The sequence below is a fragment of the Propionispora vibrioides genome (genome assembly GCF_900110485.1).
GTDB classification, from domain to species: Bacteria; Bacillota; Negativicutes; order Propionisporales; family Propionisporaceae; genus Propionispora; species Propionispora vibrioides.
In genome coordinates this window covers 42,987-64,249 of sequence record NZ_FODY01000028.1, presented here as the reverse complement: position 1 = coordinate 64,249, position 21,263 = coordinate 42,987, and the positions used below count along the sequence as shown (strand labels likewise).

Annotated in this window: 15 protein-coding genes; 2 read left to right on the top strand and 13 right to left on the bottom strand. The window is 53.6% G+C overall.

Annotated elements, in window-relative coordinates; translation table 11 throughout:
• From BMW43_RS17795 to rocF, 9 genes are all read right to left on the bottom strand, one after another.
• On the bottom strand, positions 1-2,285 hold a 2,285-nt coding region (locus BMW43_RS17795; protein WP_500684731.1), incomplete at its 3' end, for an alpha/beta hydrolase family protein.
• Between the two features lie 118 nt (positions 2,286-2,403).
• Entirely contained in the window at positions 2,404-4,632 is a 2,229-nt protein-coding gene (locus BMW43_RS17790) for a peptidase domain-containing ABC transporter (RefSeq protein WP_091750891.1), read from the bottom strand.
• On the bottom strand, positions 4,629-5,996 hold the full coding sequence (locus BMW43_RS17785) for an HlyD family type I secretion periplasmic adaptor subunit (RefSeq protein WP_245732579.1): 1,368 nt from the start codon (positions 5,994-5,996) through the stop codon (positions 4,629-4,631). The genes BMW43_RS17790 and BMW43_RS17785 overlap by 4 nt, the downstream gene beginning before the upstream one ends.
• A complete protein-coding gene (locus BMW43_RS17780; RefSeq protein WP_245732577.1) occupies positions 5,962-8,220 on the bottom strand; it encodes a peptidase domain-containing ABC transporter in 2,259 nt (752 codons plus the stop codon). The genes BMW43_RS17785 and BMW43_RS17780 overlap by 35 nt, the downstream gene beginning before the upstream one ends.
• A gap of 564 nt (positions 8,221-8,784) precedes the next feature.
• A complete protein-coding gene (locus tag BMW43_RS17775; protein ID WP_177173662.1) occupies positions 8,785-11,421 on the bottom strand; it encodes an EAL domain-containing protein in 2,637 nt (878 codons plus the stop codon).
• Between the two features lie 398 nt (positions 11,422-11,819).
• Positions 11,820-12,281 (bottom strand): hypothetical protein, encoded by a 462-nt coding sequence (locus BMW43_RS17770; RefSeq protein WP_091750880.1) that lies wholly within the window; start codon positions 12,279-12,281, stop codon positions 11,820-11,822.
• Positions 12,282-12,327: 46 nt separating this feature from the next.
• Positions 12,328-12,804 carry a YbaK/EbsC family protein gene (locus BMW43_RS17765; RefSeq protein WP_091750877.1) on the bottom strand — a complete coding sequence of 159 codons (477 nt, stop codon included), beginning with the start codon at positions 12,802-12,804 and terminating at the stop codon, positions 12,328-12,330.
• Positions 12,805-12,898: 94 nt separating this feature from the next.
• On the bottom strand, positions 12,899-15,049 hold the full coding sequence (locus tag BMW43_RS17760) for a diguanylate cyclase domain-containing protein (protein WP_091750874.1): 2,151 nt from the start codon (positions 15,047-15,049) through the stop codon (positions 12,899-12,901).
• Positions 15,050-15,292: 243 nt separating this feature from the next.
• Complete coding sequence (gene rocF / locus BMW43_RS17755) at positions 15,293-16,240, bottom strand: arginase (RefSeq protein WP_091750871.1); 948 nt, start codon at positions 16,238-16,240, stop codon at positions 15,293-15,295.
• A 260-nt stretch (positions 16,241-16,500) separates the two neighbouring features.
• Here rocF and BMW43_RS17750 point away from each other — a divergent pair, with 260 nt between their 5' ends.
• Positions 16,501-16,887 (top strand): hypothetical protein, encoded by a 387-nt coding sequence (locus BMW43_RS17750; protein ID WP_091750868.1) that lies wholly within the window; start codon positions 16,501-16,503, stop codon positions 16,885-16,887.
• A gap of 69 nt (positions 16,888-16,956) precedes the next feature.
• On the opposite strand, the gene BMW43_RS17745 is transcribed toward BMW43_RS17750, so the two are convergent.
• Both BMW43_RS17745 and BMW43_RS17740 read right to left on the bottom strand, forming a co-directional pair.
• On the bottom strand, positions 16,957-17,670 hold the full coding sequence (locus BMW43_RS17745) for an MBL fold metallo-hydrolase (RefSeq protein ID WP_091750865.1): 714 nt from the start codon (positions 17,668-17,670) through the stop codon (positions 16,957-16,959).
• Positions 17,667-18,224: a MarR family winged helix-turn-helix transcriptional regulator gene (locus tag BMW43_RS17740; protein ID WP_091750861.1), complete on the bottom strand. Its 558-nt coding sequence runs from the start codon at positions 18,222-18,224 to the stop codon at positions 17,667-17,669. The genes BMW43_RS17745 and BMW43_RS17740 overlap by 4 nt, the downstream gene beginning before the upstream one ends.
• Before the next feature lie 153 nt (positions 18,225-18,377).
• Between BMW43_RS17740 and BMW43_RS17735 the strand changes: the two genes are divergently transcribed.
• A complete protein-coding gene (locus BMW43_RS17735) occupies positions 18,378-18,959 on the top strand; it encodes a cyclase family protein (protein ID WP_091750859.1) in 582 nt (193 codons plus the stop codon).
• Between the two features lie 78 nt (positions 18,960-19,037).
• On the opposite strand, the gene BMW43_RS17730 is transcribed toward BMW43_RS17735, so the two are convergent.
• Both BMW43_RS17730 and BMW43_RS17725 read right to left on the bottom strand, forming a co-directional pair.
• A complete protein-coding gene (locus tag BMW43_RS17730) occupies positions 19,038-20,285 on the bottom strand; it encodes a Zn-dependent hydrolase (protein WP_091750856.1) in 1,248 nt (415 codons plus the stop codon).
• Between the two features lie 28 nt (positions 20,286-20,313).
• Entirely contained in the window at positions 20,314-21,255 is a 942-nt protein-coding gene (locus BMW43_RS17725; protein WP_091750853.1) for an NAD(P)-dependent oxidoreductase, read from the bottom strand.
• Positions 21,256-21,263 lie beyond the last annotated feature (8 nt).

The window sequence follows — 21,263 nt, the reverse complement described above, 5'->3', positions numbered from 1 at the left end:
CCGCTTTGCTGCAGGCTGTACTCACTGGCATTGAAAATATTGGTGAACTTTACCGTGTCGGCACAGTTGCTGCTGACAATGTGATCGTTGCCAAAGTCGTTGTTGAAGACAAACACGTCTTTGCCGGCGCCTCCGAAGATCCAGTCATTCCCTTTGCCACCTATGACCGTGTTGTTGCCGGCACCGCTCACCATGATATTACCCGCATAGCTTCCTTCCACAGCCGTCAGCGTCCCCGTCCCGGCCACCACGTGATATACCTGATCGTCCGTGTATAAGCTGCCGTTGGTGAATTTAAAATCCAGCTTGCCATTATTCTGGGCAAAGGCTGTCACTGCGTTGCTGAACGTCACCGCCCCCGTCTGTTTGCCGCCTTTATCCACCAGAGTGATGTCGTTGCCGCTTTGCGTCCACTGCATATCAGCCATCCGGATTTCATCGGCGAAGTTAAACAGCAGGTAACTGCCATCGCCCAGCGCGCCCTGCAGTTCCACCTTGCTGCTGCCGATATTGGTAAAGTTGCGTTCCCACTTGATCTGGGAACTGCCGGTGGCACCGGCCGCGATGATAAAGTCGTAGATACCGCCGGCCTGGCCGTTGTACATCAGGTTATTGGCCGTGCCGCCCCAGTAGAAGGTGTCATGGCCGGTGCCGCCGATCAGCAGGTTGCTGCCGCCTCCTCCGTTCAAATAACAGTTGCCCGAACCGGCGTAGATGATGTCATTGCCGCTGCCGCCATAAAGCAGGCTGTTACCGGTACCGCCGCTGATGTAGTTGTCGCCGTTGCCGCCAAAGATGGAGCTGCTGCCTGAACCGCCAATCAGCATATCGCCATTGTTGCTGCCGATGACAACATCGTTGCCGCTGCCGCCGATGTAGAGCGCATTTTGTTTATCCTTGACATACTGCCCCACCTGGATGGTCTGGCCGGTGGACGTGCCGAAAATCTCCACTTCCGGGATATTGGTCTGGATGCCGGCCCATACCTGGATTGGTGGGCCATAGCTGCGGAACACGGCCGTACCGAGTCCGATATCACCATCAAACTGCTTGAGCCCCACCGCAGTCCCTGACCACAGGGCATCCGATTGATCGGGCTCATGGCGGTCGAACCGGGTAGCACTGATATTGCTTAGACCGGAAAGAATTCCCTGCATATCCGGCGTAACGATGTTCAGCGAGTTGGCCCCTAAGAGCGCCGTATATTCCACATCCTGCAAATCTTCCCGCGGCGTCAGGATCGCCGGTACGATGACATCAACCCCCACATGATTATCCTTGCTCGGATCGGCATTGTAATTGACATGGCCCACCGGGTCCTGCTCGGTAATCAGATTAATTACATTGCTGAACTGCTGAGGCTGAAAGGTGCTTACAATCGCCTTGGCCTGATTCATCCGGTCCAGCAGGGTGCCGGCGTTGAGCTTGATGGTACCGCCGCTCGGCAGATGGATGGCATTGCCGGCCAATAGCTGTTCTTCGGCATATTCCTTCAGAGCTGCCAGCATGCCCGGCCCGGCCTCGGCTACTGTCGGCAGGGCAATTCCCGTATCGATAAAATACATGCCCGACATCATTTGCGCCAGGCCGCCGCCCAGGGAATGACCGGCCACGGAAATGCCGTAACCGGCAAACGTATGCTGTGCGTCGGCAACCATGGTCTTAAACTTCTGATACCCTTCCAGCATCTGCGGCGGAATTACACCCAACCCGATTTGCAGGTCGGCCAGACCGTCCTTGCTCAGCCAGAGCGGGCTCAAATCACTGTTCGGCTGCGTTCCCTCCAGGGTAATTGCCACCTGCTTATTCGCCGCATCCACATAGACTGTGCTGTTATAGCCGCTGGTGGTTTCCACCGTCTGATAGACTTTCCACTTGCTGGTCATCGCCGGATTGGTTTTTTCCTTGGCGCTGTAAATCAGCCAGGACAAATCGCCAAGGGAAGCGCCGCTCATAAACGTATTGACGACAACCTTGCCGGCACCGCCGCTGATACTGCCGGGCTGTTCGGTAAATACCGGTTTTGCCGTCGTGCCCGGCAAAGCGTTAAACAGGTTAAGTGCTGCCGACTCCGCCAGGGTAATGGGGTACTCCATGATATTTTTTAAATCGGTTGCCAAATCAGGCTGCTTGCCAAAAATGGCGGTTTGGGTATCACTGACGATCTGCTGCACCACCTTGGCCGGATCGGACACCACTTTGGCTGTCTGCTCACTAATCACCGTGCCCACATCCTTGGCCAGCACCTGCAAGTCCAGTTTCAAGCTGCTTAAGCTCAGGCCCATTCTTTCGCCACCTCCCTGCCGCCAGGCTGTTGTTGCGGAGTTTTCCTTTTTTCCACTCTGACACTCTCCCTCTGGTATATTTTATTTGAGGCGGGATAAGCTGCCTCAAAACTGTAATCTACCAATTGCCCGACTTAGGGTGGGTTTTTAGCGGACAGTCTGCCGCGGCAGCCTCAGTAACACTCTCACAGGCTGGTCCGGTCCCGTCCGGGTTTTGCTGTTGATACAGGGAATAATAAATCCCCTGCAACTGCACCAGTTCTTCATGCGACCCCTGCTCCATGACCCGGCCGCGGTCCAGTACAATAATCTGATCGCAGTGACGCACAGTGGACAGACGATGGGCAATCATGATCAACGTTCTGCCTGCGGCCATCTGACTCAAATTTTCCATAATCCTGTGCTCCGATTCATAATCCAGCGCACTGGTGGCTTCATCAAAAATTAAAATCCGCGGATTGGTCAGTAAAGCCCTGGCAATGGCCAGCCGCTGGCGCTGGCCGCCCGACAGGGCGCTGCCCCGCTCGCCGACTGCCGTATCATAGCCCTGAGCCATCTCACTGATAAACTCATGAGCGCCGCTCATACGGGCTGCCTTTACCACATCGGCGATCGACGCACCCGGACAGGCTGCGGCAATATTATCCCGCACCGTTCCGTTAAACAAAAAGGTATCCTGCAGCACAACGCCAATTTGCCGTCGCAACCAGGCCGGCTCCACCTGGGCCAAATCAACTCCGTCAATCAAGATGCGGCCTGATTCGGGCACATATAAACGCTGCATCAATTTGGTCAGCGTGCTTTTCCCGGAGCCGGAACGGCCGACAATTCCCACGCTGCTTTCCGCCCGGATTTGCAGCTTTACCTGCTGCAGCACCTCAGTGGCATCCTGCCGGTAACGGAAAGTAACCCGGTCAAACACAATATCGCCCCGCACCGCCGGCAGGGTGGTGCGGTTGGGATTAAACGCCGGCTCCGCCGTTTCATTCATAATATCGCCCAGCCGTTCTACCGACACGCCAACCTGCTGAAAGCTTTGCCACAAGCTGACCAGCCGCAAAACCGGAGCAAAAATCTGACCCGCCAGCATCTGAAAGGCCATCAGGCCGCCCACACTGAGCGAATCGCCCATAACCTGGCGGGCGCCGAACCACAAAACCAGCAAAATAAAAAACTGCTGAATAAAAGTACCGGTGCTGCCGGCGATATTGGCCAGGTTCGCCGTACGGAAGGAAGCCTCAATATAGCGGGCCAGTCGTTGTTCCCATTCCTGCAGCAACTGCGGCTCCACAGCCAGCGCTTTCACCGTATGAATGCCTGTTACCATTTCAATGAGGAAAGTCTGGTTTTCCGTGCCTGCGGCAAACTGCTCCTGCAGCCGGCTGCGATATAGCGGCGTAACCACCGCATTCAGCAGAATATAAAGCGGTAAAATTAGCAGAGCGATTATGCTCAGCGTGGTGCTATATAAGAACATGACCATCATGTACACCACGGTAAATACCACATCAAGCACCACGGTAATCGCCGATCCGGTAATGAACTGCCGTACATTCTCCAGTTCCCGGACCCGGGCCACCACCTCGCCAACCTGCCAGGTTTCAAAATATCTCACCGGCAGGGCGGTAATCTGACGAAACAGTTTGGCGCCCAGCATGACATCAACCTGATTGGTGGCATGGGTAAACAAGAACGTCCGCACGCCCGTAATCCAGGTTTGAAAGAGCGAAACAAAAATCATGCCCGAAAGCATCGCATCCAGGGAGTTTACACTGTGATGCACCAGGACATCGTCAATAATCCGCTGGGTAAAGAACGGGCTGGCCAGACCAAATAACTGCAGCAGCAACGACAAGCCCAGCACTTTCCCCCATAAATTCCGGTAACGCCAGATTACCGGAACAAACCAGGACAAGCCAAACTTCTTCTGTTTTCTTGTCGCTTCTATGCGGCGGGTAAACAAAACCAGTTCGCCGCTCCAGGCCTGCAGAAAATTCTCCCGCGGCAAAGCAAAAGGCTGTTCCCGGCAGGGATCAATAATCAGCGCCGCTTCACCGTCCCATTTCCCCAGTACCACATAGTTGCCGTTCTTTAACACGGCTATGGCCGGCAGGGCCATTCGATTCAGCCGCACCGCGTCATCTCTAAACGCCCGGGCCTTGAAGCCCAGTCCCCGGGCGGCCCTCACCAGCGTAAGCGTGTCCATTTTGCCGGTCTTCACCACATAAGCCCGGCGCAGTTGCTCATCCACAGCGGGAATACCGTAATAGCCGGCCACAATAAGCAGGCATTTTAAGGCAGTGTCCAATTTATCCGCGCCAGGCGGCAGCGTGCCATTTGTCATCATGACCGCTCCCTCAGTGCCTCACTGCGGTATTGCTGAAACACATCCAGGAAATATTCAATCACCCTTTTACGCCGGATTTTAATCTCCGCCGTGGCAGTCATGCCGGGATTCAGTAACACTTCCCGGCCGGCCGCCCGGAAAGATGGCTCCTGCAGAGCCAGCACCACCCGGTATATCCGTCCCTTTTCCTTATCCTCCACCGCATCAGGACTGATATCAATGACCTCACCGGGCACCGTCCCATACTTTTGAAAATTGAAGGTTTCCACTTTGACTTCCGCCGCTTGTCCTGGTTGGATAAAACCGATATCCTTATTGGCCACCCAGGCTTCCAGCTGCAGCTTTGTATCAGCCGGCACAACCTCGAGCAACGCTTCGGCGGCGGTAACAATCCCGCCGACCGTATGCACTGCCAACTGGCTCACCCGGCCGTCAACCGGTGAGGTAATAGCGGACAGCCGGTTCTTTTCCTCCGCCTTTTTCAACTCTTCCCTGCTGGCTTGCAGCGCCTTGCTGTCTTCCTGGAGTTTATCATGAATGCCGCGCAGCCACTCGGCGTTCACATTAGCCAGAGTATCTTCACTTTGCCGGAGCGACCACTGCAGCCGCTCAATCTCCTTTTGCTGGCTGGCCAGTTCTTTCTCCGATTCCAGTCTCTTTTGCCGGTAATCAAGCAGAACAAAACTAGCCACCGCATTCAAATCAACCAGTTCGGCCACTTTTCGCTCCCGTTCCTGGGCAATCTCATGCAGCGGTAGCAGTTTCTCATAAACGCTCCGGGCATTCTCCAAACCCACCTGGTTTTGCTTTACATTAGCCGCGGCAGCCGACAGCCTGGTCTGATATTCCAGTTGCCGGCTTTGATAAAGCATCTGCTGCAACACGGCATCCCGTTCATCCAGCTCCGGATATTGTTTCGCCATAAACGGCCGGTTCGCCGCTTCCGCCGACAGCCGGTCCATCTCTAGACTGTACAGGGCGATTTCTTTTTTGATCCGTGTCAAATCGGCCGCCGGAATGGTCGCGTCCAGTTCAATCAACAGTTGTCCCTGTTTAACCAAGTCGCCTTCCTTGACACAAATCGCCTTGATCACACCTTTATCCTCAGCCTGCACAATTTTCACATTTCCCGTAGGAATCAGCTTGCCTGGCGCCACGGCCACCTCATCCAGTGAGCCGACCATCGTCCAGACCAGCGTACAGCCGATCAGCACCAGCAGCGTCCACAAGACCACCCGGCTGGCCGGTGCGGGAGGTTTCTCCACCACTTCCAGCGCAGCCGGTAAAAATTCTGTTTCTTCCCGCCGCCAGCCTTTTCGCGCCGGGAAATCAAACCATTTTGCCATCAATTTTTTTATTTTCATACTGCTTCCCACTCTCTTGCTGCCGATATAAGCGATAGTACATGCCCTGCTTGCCCATAAGCTCCTCATGACTCCCCATTTCCACGGCCTTTCCCTGTTCCATGACCAAAATAGCCTCGCACTGTCTGATCGTGGAAAAGCGGTGAGCAATCAGGATCAACGTCCTTCCCGCGGCAATTTGCGCTAAATTGTCGGTAATGATCCGCTCCGACTCATAGTCCAGCGCACTGGTAGCTTCGTCAAAAATCAGCACCGGCGGTTCAGTGATCAGCGCCCTGGCAATGGCAATCCGCTGCCGCTGGCCACCGGATAGGGCGGCACCCCGTTCCCCTACTCTGGTATCATAGCCCTCGGGCAGTTCCAGAATAAAATCGTGGGCCCCCGCCCGCTGTGCTGCCGCAATAACCTGTTCCACCGGTGCACCGGGGCAGGACCAGGCAATATTTTCCCTGACCGAGCCGGTAAACAGAAAACTTTCCTGCAGCACCACACCGATTTGGCGGCGCAGCCAGGTCGGGTCGAGCTGCCGCACATCGGTACCACCGATGCAAACCCTGCCGCTTTCCGGCAAATAGAGGCGTTGAATCAGTTTGGCCACCGTGCTCTTGCCCGACCCGGAGCGACCTACAATACCAAGCCTCATGCCGGGACGGATAGTCAGGTTCACGCCATCCAGCACCTTTTTGCCAGCCGCCTGATAGCGAAATACTACATCCTCCAAAACAATGCCGCCGCAGACAGCAGGCAAAGCCGCCGGCTGGTTTGCCCATACCTGTTCCGGCGGTGTATTCAGAATGTCGCCAAGCCGTTCCACCGAAAGAAAGGCCTGTTGAAAAACCTGCCACAAACCGGTCAGGCGGTACAGCGGCTGACTGGCCTGGCTGGCCAGCATTTGAAAGGCGATCAGTTCCCCCACCGTCATTTCACCCTGCATGACTTTGTGACCGCCAAACAGCAGTACGGCCAAACCGGCCATATTTTGAACCACGCTGCCCGAACCGTTCAGAACCATATTAAAGCGGGCACTTTGAAAGACCGTCCGGACGTATTTTGCCATCAGGCTCTCCCAGCGGTCATTGAATTGCGGCTCCAGTGCCAGGGCTTTGATTGTCTGCACTCCGGTAACCGCCTCCACCAGAAAGGCATTGCTTTCAGCACCGCTGCTCCATACCGCTTCCAGGCGTTGGCGATAAACCGGCGTAGCCAGCACATTTTGCAGCAGATACAGCGGTATGGCTGCAAGCGCCAGCAAGGTAAGGGAAACACTGTAGTGCAGCATAACCAGTACAAAAACAATCGAAAACAAAGTGTCTAGTACCACCGTTGGCGAAGAGCCGGTTAAAAACTCCCGCACACTTTGCAGCGCCGAAAGACGGGCCAGCGTATCGCCGACTCTTCTTAATTCAAAATAGCGCAGCGGCAGGGACAGCAAATGACGGAACACGCGGGCGCCCAAAATGATGTCGATCTTATTGCTCATATGCGTGGACAAATAAGTCCGCAGCAGGGTCATTATGGCCTGGAACAAGGCGGCCGCCAGCAAAGCCAGCGCCAGGACATCCAGGGTTGCCACGCCCTTATGGAGCAGTACTTTATCCACAATCACCTGCGTAAACAAAGGAGTTATCAGACCGAACAACTGCAAGCAAAAGGAAGCCAGCACAATTTCACCCAGAAATCGCTTGTACCGTAAGACGACTGGAATAAACCAGGCCAGGTTAAACCGGGCACCCGCCTCTTTGAAGGAAAAAGGGCGCTTAAGCACAACAGCCCTGCCTGACCAACGGCTCATGAACTGAGGCAGGGGTTCCGCCCGGGGCTCCTGCTGCCGGAAGTCGTAGACCATAATATGGGTGGCATTGGACTGACCGATAACACAGCAGGTACCGTTTTGCATAATCGCGATAGAAGGTACCGGCAGTTGATTCACCGCAAGCTGTCCCGGAAAGGTCACTTTCGCTTTCAGCCGGCAGACTTTAGCCATCTGCTTAAAATCACTCTCCCGGAGCACACTTTTCTGCCCCAGCGCCTTGTTGAGTTCAGCTTCTCCCACCGTCATTCCCCAGGTGCCGGCCACTATCACCAATGCATGCACCGCCGTCGCTTTGTCAAGGACCGCCGTTGTTGGCTGATCGCGTTTTATCGTTTGCATGTCTGTCTTATCCCCCGTGCGTTTCTCGCCTAATTCCACCGCTTGTCTTCTAAGTAAGCACTGATTATTCACGCTGCGCGTCCTGCCGGAGATTTTTCCGCCTGGCTGCGTCAGCAAAACCTTGCAATAGGGGCCGCTATTCCTGCGGTTTTACTTCCTTCCCAGACGGAAAAATCTCTTGGCAGCCCGACAGGTTCATTTAATCAGTGCTTACCTAGACGGAATATTCCAAAAATAAAACCCGGCAAATAAGCCTTCCGGCGAAACTGCCGCCTGCTTAGATCCGATGGGCACATCTTTTTGATAACTAAAAAAGCCTAAAAATAACTTCTCCAGCCGTTGCCGGCTGAATAAAAGTTAATTTTAGACTTCTCTAATTTAACGTCTCTTCATATGTGTTTTCCAATTTTTTCATTATAATTTTATTTGAAAATTCAAATATTGTCAATGATTGTTTTTACAAATGTAAAGATACTCTCGCGTTTTCACCGTCTTCCAAGCAATAAAAAACACGTTTAGCGGTGATAAGGCACATTTGTCAATATGCCTTATCACCGCTAAACGTGTTTTACCTGCTAAGAGTTAAGCCAGGGCGTGTTTGCAAACTACCCGAAATGCTCCCTAGCGACAACCGCTTTATTCCACTTTTATAGCCGATCCGGTAGTGAAAAAATCCGCCTCCCGTTTTACAACAGACTCCGGCAGTAGTTCAAGGGCTTCCAGCACCGGCAACGGCTTGCTTAAATAAAATCCCTGGTAGTAATCACAGCCCCGTCCGATTAAACTGCGGAGCTGCTCCAGCCGCTCCACGCCTTCCGCTACCACCTGATAGCCCATTTGCTGTGCGATTTGGATAATTCCTGCCGCAAGCACTTCACCTTTGCCACCCTCCGACTCCCCCAGCACATCAATAAACGATTTGTCCAGTTTAAGCACATCAATTGGTAAATGACGCAGATAGGTAAGCGAAGAATAGCCTGTGCCGAAATCATCGAGTGAGATTTTAATTCCCAGCGCCTTTAATTGCTCCAGAACCCCGACGCAGGCATTAAAGTCGGTGGCCAGCACGCTTTCGGTAATTTCCATGCCCAGACAGCCTGCGGGAATGTCCTGCTCATTCAGAATGCCGCATACCTTATCGACGAATCCGTTGCCCAAAAGCTGACGCATGGAGATATTGACAAATACCGTAACCGCTCTGCCGGTATCCCGGATCGCCGTGGCAATAAAACGGCAAGCTTCCCGGATCGCCCATTCGCCAAGGGGAATAATAAAGCCGCTTTCCTCTGCCACCGGAATAAATTCGGCCGGTGATACCAGTCCCAGTGTGTCACTGTGCCAACGGGCCAACGCCTCAAAGCTGGCCAGGCGGATATGCCCGTCGGCAATCCGGTACACCGGCTGATAGACCAGATACATTTCCTGTTTTTGCAGTGCCTTCCGCAAGCCGTTTTTTAGCCTTACCCGGCACTCGGTCTCGGCCTGCATGGCCGGTTCATACAGCAGGAACCGTTGCTTTCCCTGCTTTTTTGCCGCATGAGCCGCTAAGTCCGCCTTTTGCAGCAGCGCCAGAATATCCTGTCCGTAGCCAGAATAGGCCACCAGCCCGCCGCTGGCATGCACTACCATGGTTCCCAGCGGGGTTTCCAGTAAACAGCTCGTCAGTCTTTGCAAATAGTTCCGGGCACCGGTCTCATTGACTTCCGGCAAAAAAAGCAGAAACACGTCTCCGCTCATCCGTCCGGCTACGGGTTGACCGGTCTGCAAGGCCTTCAACTGCCGGGCAAAGGCCTTGAGCACTTCATCACCGGCTTGATACCCCTGCACATCGTTTATCAATTTAAAATCATCCACATCAATAACAGCCAGATAGCCGCTTATCAGACCGTCCTGCGTCAACGCCTGAAAGGCCTCCAAAAAACCTTGCCGGTTATATAACCCGGTCAGATGATCGTGAGTCATCTGATATCGTTCCTCTTCGCTGCGACGCTTTAATTCACTGATGTCGGCGATGGCGCCAACCACGCGCCGCGGTACGCCGAATTCATCGGTTTCCACTGTCCGGGCGCGACTTAGCACCCAGAGGTATCCATTTTCACCGTCTTTGAGGCGAAACTCACAGGAAAAATCCGGCGTAATGCCTGAAAGATATTCCTGCCAGGCCTGATCGCAGCGCGCCCGGTCCTCGGCCAGCACCAGTTCCCGCAATTGCCGGGAACAACTCACTTCCGGCATTTGAAACACCTTGCTGTGTGAAGGAGATACCAAAAATTGGCCTGATGCCAAATCCAATTCCCACAGAGCATTCTGCGAAGCTTCAATCGCCAGCTTAAAGCGCTTTTCGCTAATTCGCAGCGCCGCTTCCTTTCGCCTGAGTTCCTCATACTGAACATGCAGCGCCTTTTCCGAAGCCAGCACCTGCTGATATAGCGAGTGCATTTCTTCGGTCTGCGCCTGCGATTCCTTAAACATATGTAAAAACCCGTTCCGCATATTTTCCAAACAGACAGACAAGGTTCTAAATTCCCGTTCCCGGCAAACCGGAAACGAAACCTGCCGGTTGCCTGCTCCGACTTGTTCTGCCACAACCGTCAGCGCCGCTAACGGTCGTGAATAACGTTGCAGCAGCAGGCTACTGCCCATAAGGGAAATCAGCAGCGTCACCGCGGCGATGGCTGCCGACTGGGCAATCATGTCCCGCTGATGGGCAAGAAAAAGTTCTTCCGGAACAAGCGTCGCAAAGATCCAGCCGTCGGCGGAAAGATTTTGATAAAATACCTTATAGGATTTTCCCGCCCAGTCAACCCAACCTTGCCCCGTCCCGTTTCCGGCTATGGCGTGTAACAGAGCAGCCGGTGGAAGTGGCTGCCGGGACAGCACATCGCCGGCATATAAAACATCACCGACCGTATCCAGCAGAAGCTGTTGCGGTGGAGCGGCCGCAATGACCGGTTCCACCTGATCTCCCATATCCTGTGCCAGTTCATCGTCAAATTGGCGGGCTATAGTCATCAACTTCTCTTGCAAGCCGGCCTCACCGGGAGCATCACTCTCACCGGTTACCGGAACGGACGCGGCTTCCCGCAAGGCTGGCCGGGTAGAAAGCCAAGCTTCCAAAGACAAGGCCGTTCCCCGGTTTTTTTCCACCAATAGCCGGAAAGCATATTGCTCCCAGGTAGAATAGGCCTGATAGCAAAGAATTGCCGTCACAAAACCTACGCTCATCACTAAAAGAATTGTCATAAATAAAGTAACTTTTGTTTTCAGGCTCATTCCATCCCACCTTTTGCGTCGAAAAACTTGATAACCAGCCTTCCTGCCGGCTGTCCGGTTCATATATGTAGCATTTTGTCAGATTATGTCTTTCTTTGTCCTGACTTTCCTATTATACAGTGAAATGGTTATAAATTCCTAGTTAAATTTGATCATAAAAAAACAAGCCCTGCCATATCCGGCTAGGGCTTATCTTCAAACTAACGGAATGTCTATGACGAGTGATTTTTGCGCCAGACGAGTCAACACTTTACAGAAACAGCGGCTCCTATTTCAAAAAGCATTAACAAAATGTGGAACAAAGAACACCGTCCGAGGCCGTTTGGGATCGTTTGAAGACACGCTCTAAGGCTTGTTCCTGGTTATCTGTTCTGTTGTCCCGTTATACCGGCAACCGCTTACCTGCTTCCGGCGGCCGTACAAGCTACAAAAGCCAGCGCCGCTTTGGCCACGGCCTCGGGCATAACAGCTCCGGAAGCCGTGGCCGTTTCACCGTCGTTCCGGGAAAAGGTCACCCGGCATGGCGCTGCCGCATTGTCCACCGTCACCACGTCATAGCGGCAGCCCCGTTTTTCCATTTCGGCAACCACCTGCTCTGCCGCCGCCTGATCGGTAGAAAAGCCGGGTACTGCCTCCGCATGGTTTTCCCGTTCTTTCAGCGCCCAAAACTGTTCCGGCTTCACAGCCACGTAAACTCCGCCGGAAGCCTCAATGTCGTCGGCTGTTCCCAGCCATTTGACGGCCAGCTCGGCACTGAATTGCAGCAAATGTTTTAACCAAATATAGCCCATTACTTTTAGCGCTACTTGAATATCAAGATCCCGGCCAGGACGTTGAACCGCCGGACTGCCCTGTTCCATGTTTCTTAGCCTCCTTCTCCCGTCTGCTTCACCGCAGTGCAACAGTTCAACCTTGCCAGTCCTTACAGACATCGACCCATTTCTCACTCCTGGCATACTCATATAACTCGTCACAATGTAGTTCAATGGCCGAATTGCTGCTGCCGCAGGCGGGAAACACCGTTTCAAACCGTTTAAGCGAAACATCGGCAAAAACACTGACTTTTATATTGTCAATGGCAAAGGGGCATACACCGCCTACAGCATGTCCCGTCGCCGCCAGCACTTCCTCAGCCGTTAACATCCTCGCCTTGCAGCCAAACTCCGTCTTGAATTTCGCATTATCCACCCGGCTGTCACCGGCGGTTACCAAAAGAACGCAGCCATCCTCCCGCTTGAACGAAAGCGTCTTGGCAATTCGCGCCGGAATAACCCCGGCTGCCTGTGCCGCCAATTCAACCGTCGCGCTGGACACAGCGAATTCCAGAATATCCTGCTCCCGGCCAAGAGCCTTAAAGTATGCTTTCACCGCTTCAATTGCCATAGTCGTCTCCTATAAGCCTCCAGTTTACAAAAACTGTTTTTTTATGTTTTTTATTATTATACTGCACAACTGCCGGACGTACAATGTATGCCGGCTAAACGGCCCTAAGGAAAATCCGTACCAGTTCGGGATCAAACTGGCTGCCCGAACAGTTTTCAAGTTCCTGCCGGGCATCCTCCATGGAGCGGCCCCGCCGGTAGCTGGTATGACGCTGCATGGAGTCATACGCATCGGCAATGGCCACAATCCGGCTAATCAAAGGAATCTCCTCCCCTTTCAGACGGTTGGGGTAGCCTTCTCCGTCCCAGCGTTCATGATGGGAGCCACTCAGCTCGGCACAGGTCTGCAAATCGGGAACTGTTTTGGCCAGCCGTCCTCCGATATCGGGGTGCAGCCTGATTTCCTCCCATTCTTGCTCATTCAGCGGCTCGGCCTTCGTCAAAATGTGGCGGGCCACGCCAATCTTGCCGACATCGTGGTACTGGGCGACCAGTTCGATCTGTCGCAACTGCAGGTCATCCAGTTGCAGAGCCTGCCCCAGCAGCAGGCCCCATCTTTTTACCCCTTCCAAATGTTCCAGATACCTATCGTCATATTCCGCCACCGTTTTCATAAACGCGGCCAGCAGCCAGCGGCGGTTACGGCTGCGATTACGTTCTTTCTCCTGATACATATAGTTATCGGCTTCACTCACCATATCTTCCAGCTCAAAGGGCGGCTTGGCCGCCACACCGCCGGTTGATAGGAAGAGCGGATGGCCGGGCTGCTGCTGATTGTGCTCGGCCACCCGCTGATAGAGAACAAGCACCTGGGCCCGCATGGACTCTGTCGTTGCATTCGGCAACAGGACGACAAACTCGTCGCCGCCAATCCGGGCCACCGTCGCCGCCGGCGGAAAACTGTCCAGCAACAGCCGCGCCGCCGTCTTGATCAGACCGTCCCCCGCCTTGTGCCCCAGTGTGTCGTTCACCAGTTTCAGTCCATCCACATCGCAGATGACAACCGCAACAGGCTGTTGCAAGGCCTGCAGCCGCTCCAGTTCGGCCTCATAATAGGTCCGGTTGTATAATTGGGTCAGTTGGTCGCGAATGCTTAAGGTCCTGTATTTGTTCTCCGCCACCGACAGAGCCTCGTTAATGTTGTGCAGCAGTTTGACATGTTCGTGAATGGTGCCCATCATGATATTGAAGGCATGGCAAAGTCCCCGGATTTCAGCCGGCGCAAACAAGAACTCCCGTTCGGACACGGCATGTTCATAATCCCCTGTTTGGGTGCGCTGCAAAGCGGCAAACAGCATGGCAATCGGCTTCTCAATATTTTTGGCAATCAGGCGGGCAACGCATAAAGCCAGGAATAAAATAATCAGGCTGCCAAACAAAGCCCGCATCAGGATATCATAGAGCGGCGCCAGCACCTCCGCTTGCTCCACTTCAAAAATGACGCCCCAGTTGCGTTCGGGAATCCACTGGTACGCTCCGACAACCGGGCGGCCGGCGTGGTTGATATATCGCTTTGCCCCGGAAAATCCGGCCTTAGCCTGCCGGTAGCCTTCGTTCTCCACCAGCGAGCTTTCCGGCCTGTCACCTGGGCCGGATTGAGCCAGAACCGTACCTTTCTCATCCACCAGATAAGCCTTGCCTGTTGTGCCGAATTCCAGGTTTTGAATAATGCCGTCCAGCTTCTGCAAAGTCACCGTGGCAAGCACAATGCCACGAATCTCGTTTTGATAATCAAACACCGGCTTGGCAAGGATAACAATTTTCCGTCCCGTGGCCCGGCCGGTCAATATTCCGGTGATCACCGACTGACCGGCCATGCCCAGGCGAAAATAATCACGGTTGTTCACATCCGTGCCAGGCGGCGCCACAGTGTCCACTACCGTCCTGCCGCTTTGATCGACAAAGGCATAACCCTCAAACTCCTTGCTGCTGGCTAACCCGGCCTGAAAATCATTCAACATGCCGGTAAGATTTCCCGTTCGTACCGTTTGCAGCCGTGTTATGGTTTCCAAATCATCCGCCCGGTCCCGGAACCATTCGCCAATAAGCTTCGACTGCTGGACAACCGACTGGTGCATTGTCTGCTCGCTCTCGACCAGGCGAAGTTCCCGTTCATGCCAGGTATATAAAAGACACAGGCTGATGCTGACGGTAACCAGCACAACGGAAATAAGAAACTGCAAATGAGAGCCGATAGTTTGTCGTTGCAGACAGGAATATAACTTTTCCCGGATATATTCACGCATGCTGATAACCCCTTGCGTCGCACGGTGCGTAACTTGCGCTAAGTTCCGCCCGTGGCTAAAATCCTTGTTATAGTTCGCCGGGCAGGACCGGAACCCTTTTTTCCTGTGATTTGCCGACGAATTTTTACGTTTCCTACCCGCTAGTACCACACCAAGGCATAACAAAAGCAGGGATGTCTTAACCCTTTCGGATAAGCCATCCCTGCCGGCAAAGCCCCTGTCGCTATATTGTCATGCTTTTCTTTATACCACGTGCTGTGCTGCACCGACCGAAATCTCGCTCCGGAGCGCCAGCGCACTTTTTTCGCCAAATAAGGTACTGACTAAATCCACCGTCCGTTGGGCGCTGATGCCGCCTTTATCCAGCAGTGGATTGACTTCCACAAATTCGGCGGAAGTAATTTTTCGGGAGTTAAACAGCAGTTCAACGGCTTGCAGGCTGTCGGCATAGCTGATGCCGGCACTCACCGGCGTACCTACACCGGGAATTTCCGTCGGATCAATGCCGTCCAGATCAAAACTGAGATGGATGCCGTCGCAGCGTTCGGCCAAATAATCGAGCGCCGCCTGCATAACTCTGTCTATGCCGAGCCGGTTAACATCGTCCGCTGAGAACGCCTTAATCCGGGCATTGGCAATCAGTTCCTGCTCACCGGGATCGATATCCCGGACGCCAATTAGCACAATATTTTCCGGCCGGACCTTGTGGCTGTAACCGCCGATCTGCGTCAGGCAGGCCGGCCCCAGTCCCATGCTGGCGGCCAGCGGCATTCCATGAATATTGCCGCTAGGCGAGGTCTCCGGAGTATTCATATCGGCATGCGCGTCATACCAGATGACCCCCAGATTCTTATAGTGCTTGGCAAGGCCCGCCAGTGTACCGATGGCAATGCTGTGGTCGCCACCCAATACCAGGGGAAATCGCCCTCTCTTTACCATATCGGAAACCTTTGCCGCCAACTTCTCATTAGCTTTGACAACGGCTTTAGTATTCTTCATATTCTTATCTGCTAGTTTGCGCGGCCCGGCACTTCCCACCGGGATATTACCCTCATCGGCCACTTCCAGACCAAGCTGCTTTAGACGGCCTGTCAAGCCGGCAAGCCGCAGCTCCGACGGCCCCATATTGGTGCCGTACCGCGTTTGTCCCAACCACATGGGAACACCTAACATAGAAATTTTCTGTTTCATCGAACCATATCACCGCCTTACTAGATTCAATCGCGACCTTCATTGTACATCTTTTAAAGACAAAGTACAATATATGTTTTATATTTTCAGTACATATTTTTATCTACATTTTTCGTTCTTTTCCAAAGTCAATTCTAATAGTTCCCCGCGATAATAATGGTATGATGCTTGCATGTAAACCAGCGGATTAGCCTGTCAGGCTAACGGCCCGCCCAACAGCAAACAAGAAACGCAAAGTACCGCGTAAAGGAGCACCTGCCATGACCGCTAAAATTGTCAGTTTTCCCACTCCCAACGATCAGATGCTGCAGGAAATGGATCGCTTGATCCGCGCCTACCTGTTTGAATTGACCGGCAATCCCGAGCTGACTGAACAGGTCGGTGACCGGATGAGCCATTTTGTGGCCAATTATGCCAATAAAACCTTCGAACCTTGTTTCAATCTACCCTTGCCGCCGGATATGCCGCAGCAGCAGATCGATCATTTGATGGGCGTCATTGACGAAGGCTTTCAGCAAAACTGCCGGGAAATCAACGAAATGATTAGTAAAATCATTTTTGAACGGATGTATTTTGAGGTGGAATACTATGAACAGTTGAATAGCCGGCCAAGCAGCAGCTTAACCCAAGTTAAAAACAGACCGTAGCGGCTTGATGCCAATCAAACAAACGGGCTGTCCCGGAATAATATCCGGGACAGCCCGTTTGTTTGATTTTTACATAGCCAACAGCGCCGCCCGGATGTTCTCGGTGACAATGCCGCCATGATAACAAACGATTCTTGCTGTATCATAATCCAGGAACTTCCGGCTGGACTGCCAGGCCAGTTTCATATCCAGAGTATACTGCGGGTTGGCAAACAAGAGCCGGCCCGCCTCGGCTACCAGGGCATCGCCGGTAACCAGTGTTTTGCTTTCCTTAAGGTATACCGAAATATGTCCGGGCATATGCCCCGGCGTGGCAACAATCTCAATGCCGCCACCCCAGGGAAAACAATCCCTGTCCTGAACAAGAATATCTACCGTCGCCGGCTCCAGCGCTGCCAGCCGGTCTTGAAATCCCCTGGCCAGGGCTTTTTGCTCCTCTGGCAGGCTGGCATACAGCGCCTCGGCCTGCTGCAGCCGCAGCGATTTTTTCTCACCGGCGATATACGGCGCCTCTTCCCGGGCTGCCACTACCTGCACCCTGGAATAGGCTCTTTTGCAAGCGGCCAGCGCGCCCATATGGTCATAGTCGTGGTGAGTGATGATGATTTTGGTCAGCCGGTCCAGCTCCATCCCCTGCTCTGCCGCAGCCTGCTTAAGCAAAGGCAGGCTGCCGGGATAGCCACAGTCAATCAGTACGAGTTCCTTATCGTCGCTTATGATAACAGGATGCACCGCTTTGGGCACACCGGCGCCCTGCAGGGTCAACACAGCCACTTGGTTCATTTTTCTTCCCCTCCTTCCGATGAATACAACCTGCTGCCCGGTTGGAACAGGCCGACGCTTTGCCCCACGGCCGGCAAGATGGCGATCAGATCATCAATAAACCGCTTTGCCGTCTGCAATTCTGCCGGGCTGTACTGATCAAACCGGTTCGCAAATTCGTCCCGCGCAATTCTATGCAAGCGGGCATGGAGTTCAAAAGCCTGTTTACCCAACGGTGTCAGCTTGTAGTAGATTTCTTTTTGGTTATCGGGCAGACGCCGCACTTCAATCAAATCTTTTTTAATTAGTTTGGCGGCAATCTTGGATATGCCGCCTTTAGTCATGTTCATCTTCCTGGCAATGGCTGTCGTATTCAAGCCGGCATGGCGTTCCATGCAGTCCAGGACATGACATTCGGACAGAGACAGACCGGCCTGCCGCAGGCGCTCATCAATCTGCCCGGCCAACGCCGCCTGCAGCAAGATTTCCTCCTGGCCTTCCATCGCCTCCACATGATACACCAGCGTTTCAATTTTAGCGATTAACTCTTTCAGTTCTGCTTCTTTCTGCTTCATAGTCCCAACCCGCTCAATAGTATTTATGTATTATTATAGCGCATAAACCGGCAAAATAAAATAAATCCGCCTTATATTGTTTACAAGGAAACGTTATTCCGTTATAATAAAATTGTTTACCAGGAAACAATGAGAGCAAAGGAGTGATCTATTATGAAAATTGATCTATCGGTAACATTGACCGAAGACATTTTACAGTCATTTTTTCAACTTGATGCAGCCGGCCAAATCCCTCCTGTCGGGAAATTCGGCCACATCGGAACGCATTTTGACGCCATGGACAAAACCTTTTCCCTGGATAACACCGAGCGGGAAGGCATTCTGTTTGATGTCAGCCATATACGGGACAGAGAGATTGAAGTAACCGATATAGCTTCGGCGACCATTCAGGAAAATGACTTTATCCTCTTTCACACAGGCTGGCTGCAAGAAAATTCCTATGGCAGTCCCGGCTATTTTAAGAACCATCCCGAACTGTCCCAGGCCCTGATCACCTATTTGGTAAACAAAAAAGTAAGCCTCATCGGCGTTGATATGGCAGGCATTCGCCAGGCGGCGGGGCATGCACAGGCCGATCAGTACTGCGCCGACCACCATATTTTCGTCATTGAAAACCTGGCCAATCTGGATATGGTTTTGCAAAAAGCCCAGGGACGCCGCTTCCTGGTCCATACCTATCCGGTCAATTACGCCGGCCTGTCCGGTCTCCCCTGCCGGGTAGTTGCCGAAATATAGAAAGAAACTCTCATATATAACCAAACAGCAAACCCTGTCCGAAAGCATATGCTCTCGAACAGGGTTTTACCATGCCCTTTACACTTCATTCGCCATAGCCAGCAGCGTATCCATAAGCACATCGGTGCCGGCGGCAATATCCGCAAACTCGGTCCATTCCTCGGCGCTATGGCTGATGCCGTTTTTGCTGGGTACAAAGATCATCGCCACCGGAGCAAATTCCCCGACCAGCATCGAATCATGGAAAGCGCCGCTGATCACCTTTTGATAGGAAATGCCGCGCCGGTGACAGGCCGCCTCAATCTTAGCCATCATCGCCGTATTACAGTGCATCGGCTGGTCGTTATTGTATTCGGTCAGGCTCACCTGAACGCCGCGTTTTTCCTCAATGACGGCAATCGCCGCTTTTAGTTTGGCCACCAGCCGCTCTTTGGCGTCAAAATCGCAGTCACGGATATCAATGGAGAACTTTACCTTGCCCGGAATGACATTGACCGCATTGGGGCAGACTTCTACCCGCCCTATGGTAGCCGTCGTATATTCGCTGTCCGACTCGCGGGCCAGTTTTTCCAATGCCAGGCCGATTTCACAGCTTGCCGCATAGGCATCGCGCCGCTCCTCCATGGAAGTGCCGCCGGCATGGGACTGACAGCCGGTCACCTCGATATCGAAGTTGGTCGGCGCACAGATGGTTTTGACAATTCCCACCGTTTTCCCCGCCCGCTCCAACACGCCGGTCTGATCAATATGAAGCTCCACTGCGCCGTATACCGCGCCCGGCCTGATAGGAATTTCAGCAAACCGGGCCAGGTCATAACCAAGCTCCGCAAGCACCTCCGGCAGGCTCCGGCCCTCCTTATCCACCAGCTTACAGGCATCGGCCAGGCTCAGTTTGCCAGCCAGCGCCCGGCTGCCCAGACAGCCAAGTTCAAAGCGGGTAGGTTCTTCCGAGGTGTACACCACCACAACAATGCTTCGTTCAAAGGCGGCACCGGCTTCCCGGATCAGCCGCACCGCCTCCAAACCGGCCACCACACCGCTCATGCCATCAAACATGCCGGCATGGAGCACCGTATCAATATGTGATCCCGTCCAGACCGGCGGCAGTTCCGGCCGGCGGCCTGGCAAAATGCCGAAAATGTTGCCGATCCCGTCTTCTTTTACCGCCAGCCCAAGCTTCCGCATTTCGTCCTTTACATATTGTCTGGCCTCCACCTCGGGCTTGGTGAACAAAACCCGTGTAGTACCGGCTCCCGGCGTGGAGTTATAGGTGTTGATCGTTTCCAGCCAATGGCGGATGTTGGCTGCACTTGCCTGCTTTGTCATAATAACGCCACCTTCGTTCTGCTTCCTTCTACATTACATTTTGTGGCGTCTTAGCCAGCCACTGTTTTATATTCTCCAAGGCGATAACCGCCCGTTTACCCAGGGCCTCTTGGGTCGCAAAACCAACATGGGGCGCCAGGATGACGTTAGGCGCCTGCAGCAGCGGATGCTCGGCCGGAATAGGCGGCTCCTGTTCAAAAACATCCATCGCCGCCCCGGCCAGCCGCCCTTCCGTCAGGGCCTCAGCCAACGCCGCGGCATCAACGACAGGACCGCGGGCCGTATTAATCAAAACAGCGTTCTGTTTCATCAGCGCCAGTTTATCCCGGTTAATCATGCCCCTGGTCTGTTCCATAAGCGGTACATGGAGTGATACGATGTCACAGGTTGCCAGCAGCGTATCCAAATCCACATAGCGGATGCCCGGCATTTCCTTCACCGTCCGGCTGTAGGCATACACCTCGCAGCCAAAGGCCCGGGCCAGCGCCGCCACTTTCAACCCGATGGCACCGGTGCCGACAATACCGAATTTTTTTCCCGCCAGCTCAAACCCGATCAGTCCGTCCTTGGTCCCGCCCCGGCGCACCGCCGTATCACAGGCAATCAGGCGGCGATACAAGCCAAGCACCAGCCCGAAGACCAGCTCGCTGACCGCCTCATTGGAATAACCGGCACAATTGCAGACGGTAATGTTGTTCCGCCGGCAATAAGCCATATCAATATGATCAATTCCGGTAAAAGCCACCGACAGCATGGCAAGCTGCGGGCACTGGGCCAGCACCGCTTCGCGATAGGGCATATTGGCCAGCACGACGATATCGGCTGTCCGGGACCGGGCTACCACCTCCGCCTGATCGGCGGGAAAGCTGTCATAATAGGTAATATCAACGTCTTTCCCCAGCACTTCGGCGGCGATTTGCCGCAGTTTTTCCCGTTCGACGCCCAAGGGTTCAATAATTGCAATTTTCATAGTCATCC

Coding starts and splice junctions, on each gene's coding strand:
- BMW43_RS17765 (WP_091750877.1), bottom strand. CDS start 12,804: ATGGCAATTGAAGCGGTGAAAGCATACTTTAAGGCTCTTGGCCGGGAG.
- BMW43_RS17740 (WP_091750861.1), bottom strand. CDS start 18,224: ATGAAGCAGAAAGAAGCAGAACTGAAAGAGTTAATCGCTAAAATTGAA.
- rocF (WP_091750871.1), bottom strand. CDS start 16,240: ATGAAACAGAAAATTTCTATGTTAGGTGTTCCCATGTGGTTGGGACAA.
- BMW43_RS17735 (WP_091750859.1), top strand. CDS start 18,378: ATGAAAATTGATCTATCGGTAACATTGACCGAAGACATTTTACAGTCA.
- BMW43_RS17785 (WP_245732579.1), bottom strand. CDS start 5,996: ATGAAAATAAAAAAATTGATGGCAAAATGGTTTGATTTCCCGGCGCGA.
- BMW43_RS17775 (WP_177173662.1), bottom strand. CDS start 11,421: ATGAGCCTGAAAACAAAAGTTACTTTATTTATGACAATTCTTTTAGTG.
- BMW43_RS17750 (WP_091750868.1), top strand. CDS start 16,501: ATGACCGCTAAAATTGTCAGTTTTCCCACTCCCAACGATCAGATGCTG.
- BMW43_RS17725 (WP_091750853.1), bottom strand. CDS start 21,255: ATGAAAATTGCAATTATTGAACCCTTGGGCGTCGAACGGGAAAAACTG.
- BMW43_RS17760 (WP_091750874.1), bottom strand. CDS start 15,049: ATGCGTGAATATATCCGGGAAAAGTTATATTCCTGTCTGCAACGACAA.
- BMW43_RS17745 (WP_091750865.1), bottom strand. CDS start 17,670: ATGAACCAAGTGGCTGTGTTGACCCTGCAGGGCGCCGGTGTGCCCAAA.
- BMW43_RS17790 (WP_091750891.1), bottom strand. CDS start 4,632: ATGATGACAAATGGCACGCTGCCGCCTGGCGCGGATAAATTGGACACT.
- BMW43_RS17730 (WP_091750856.1), bottom strand. CDS start 20,285: ATGACAAAGCAGGCAAGTGCAGCCAACATCCGCCATTGGCTGGAAACG.
- BMW43_RS17770 (WP_091750880.1), bottom strand. CDS start 12,281: ATGGAACAGGGCAGTCCGGCGGTTCAACGTCCTGGCCGGGATCTTGAT.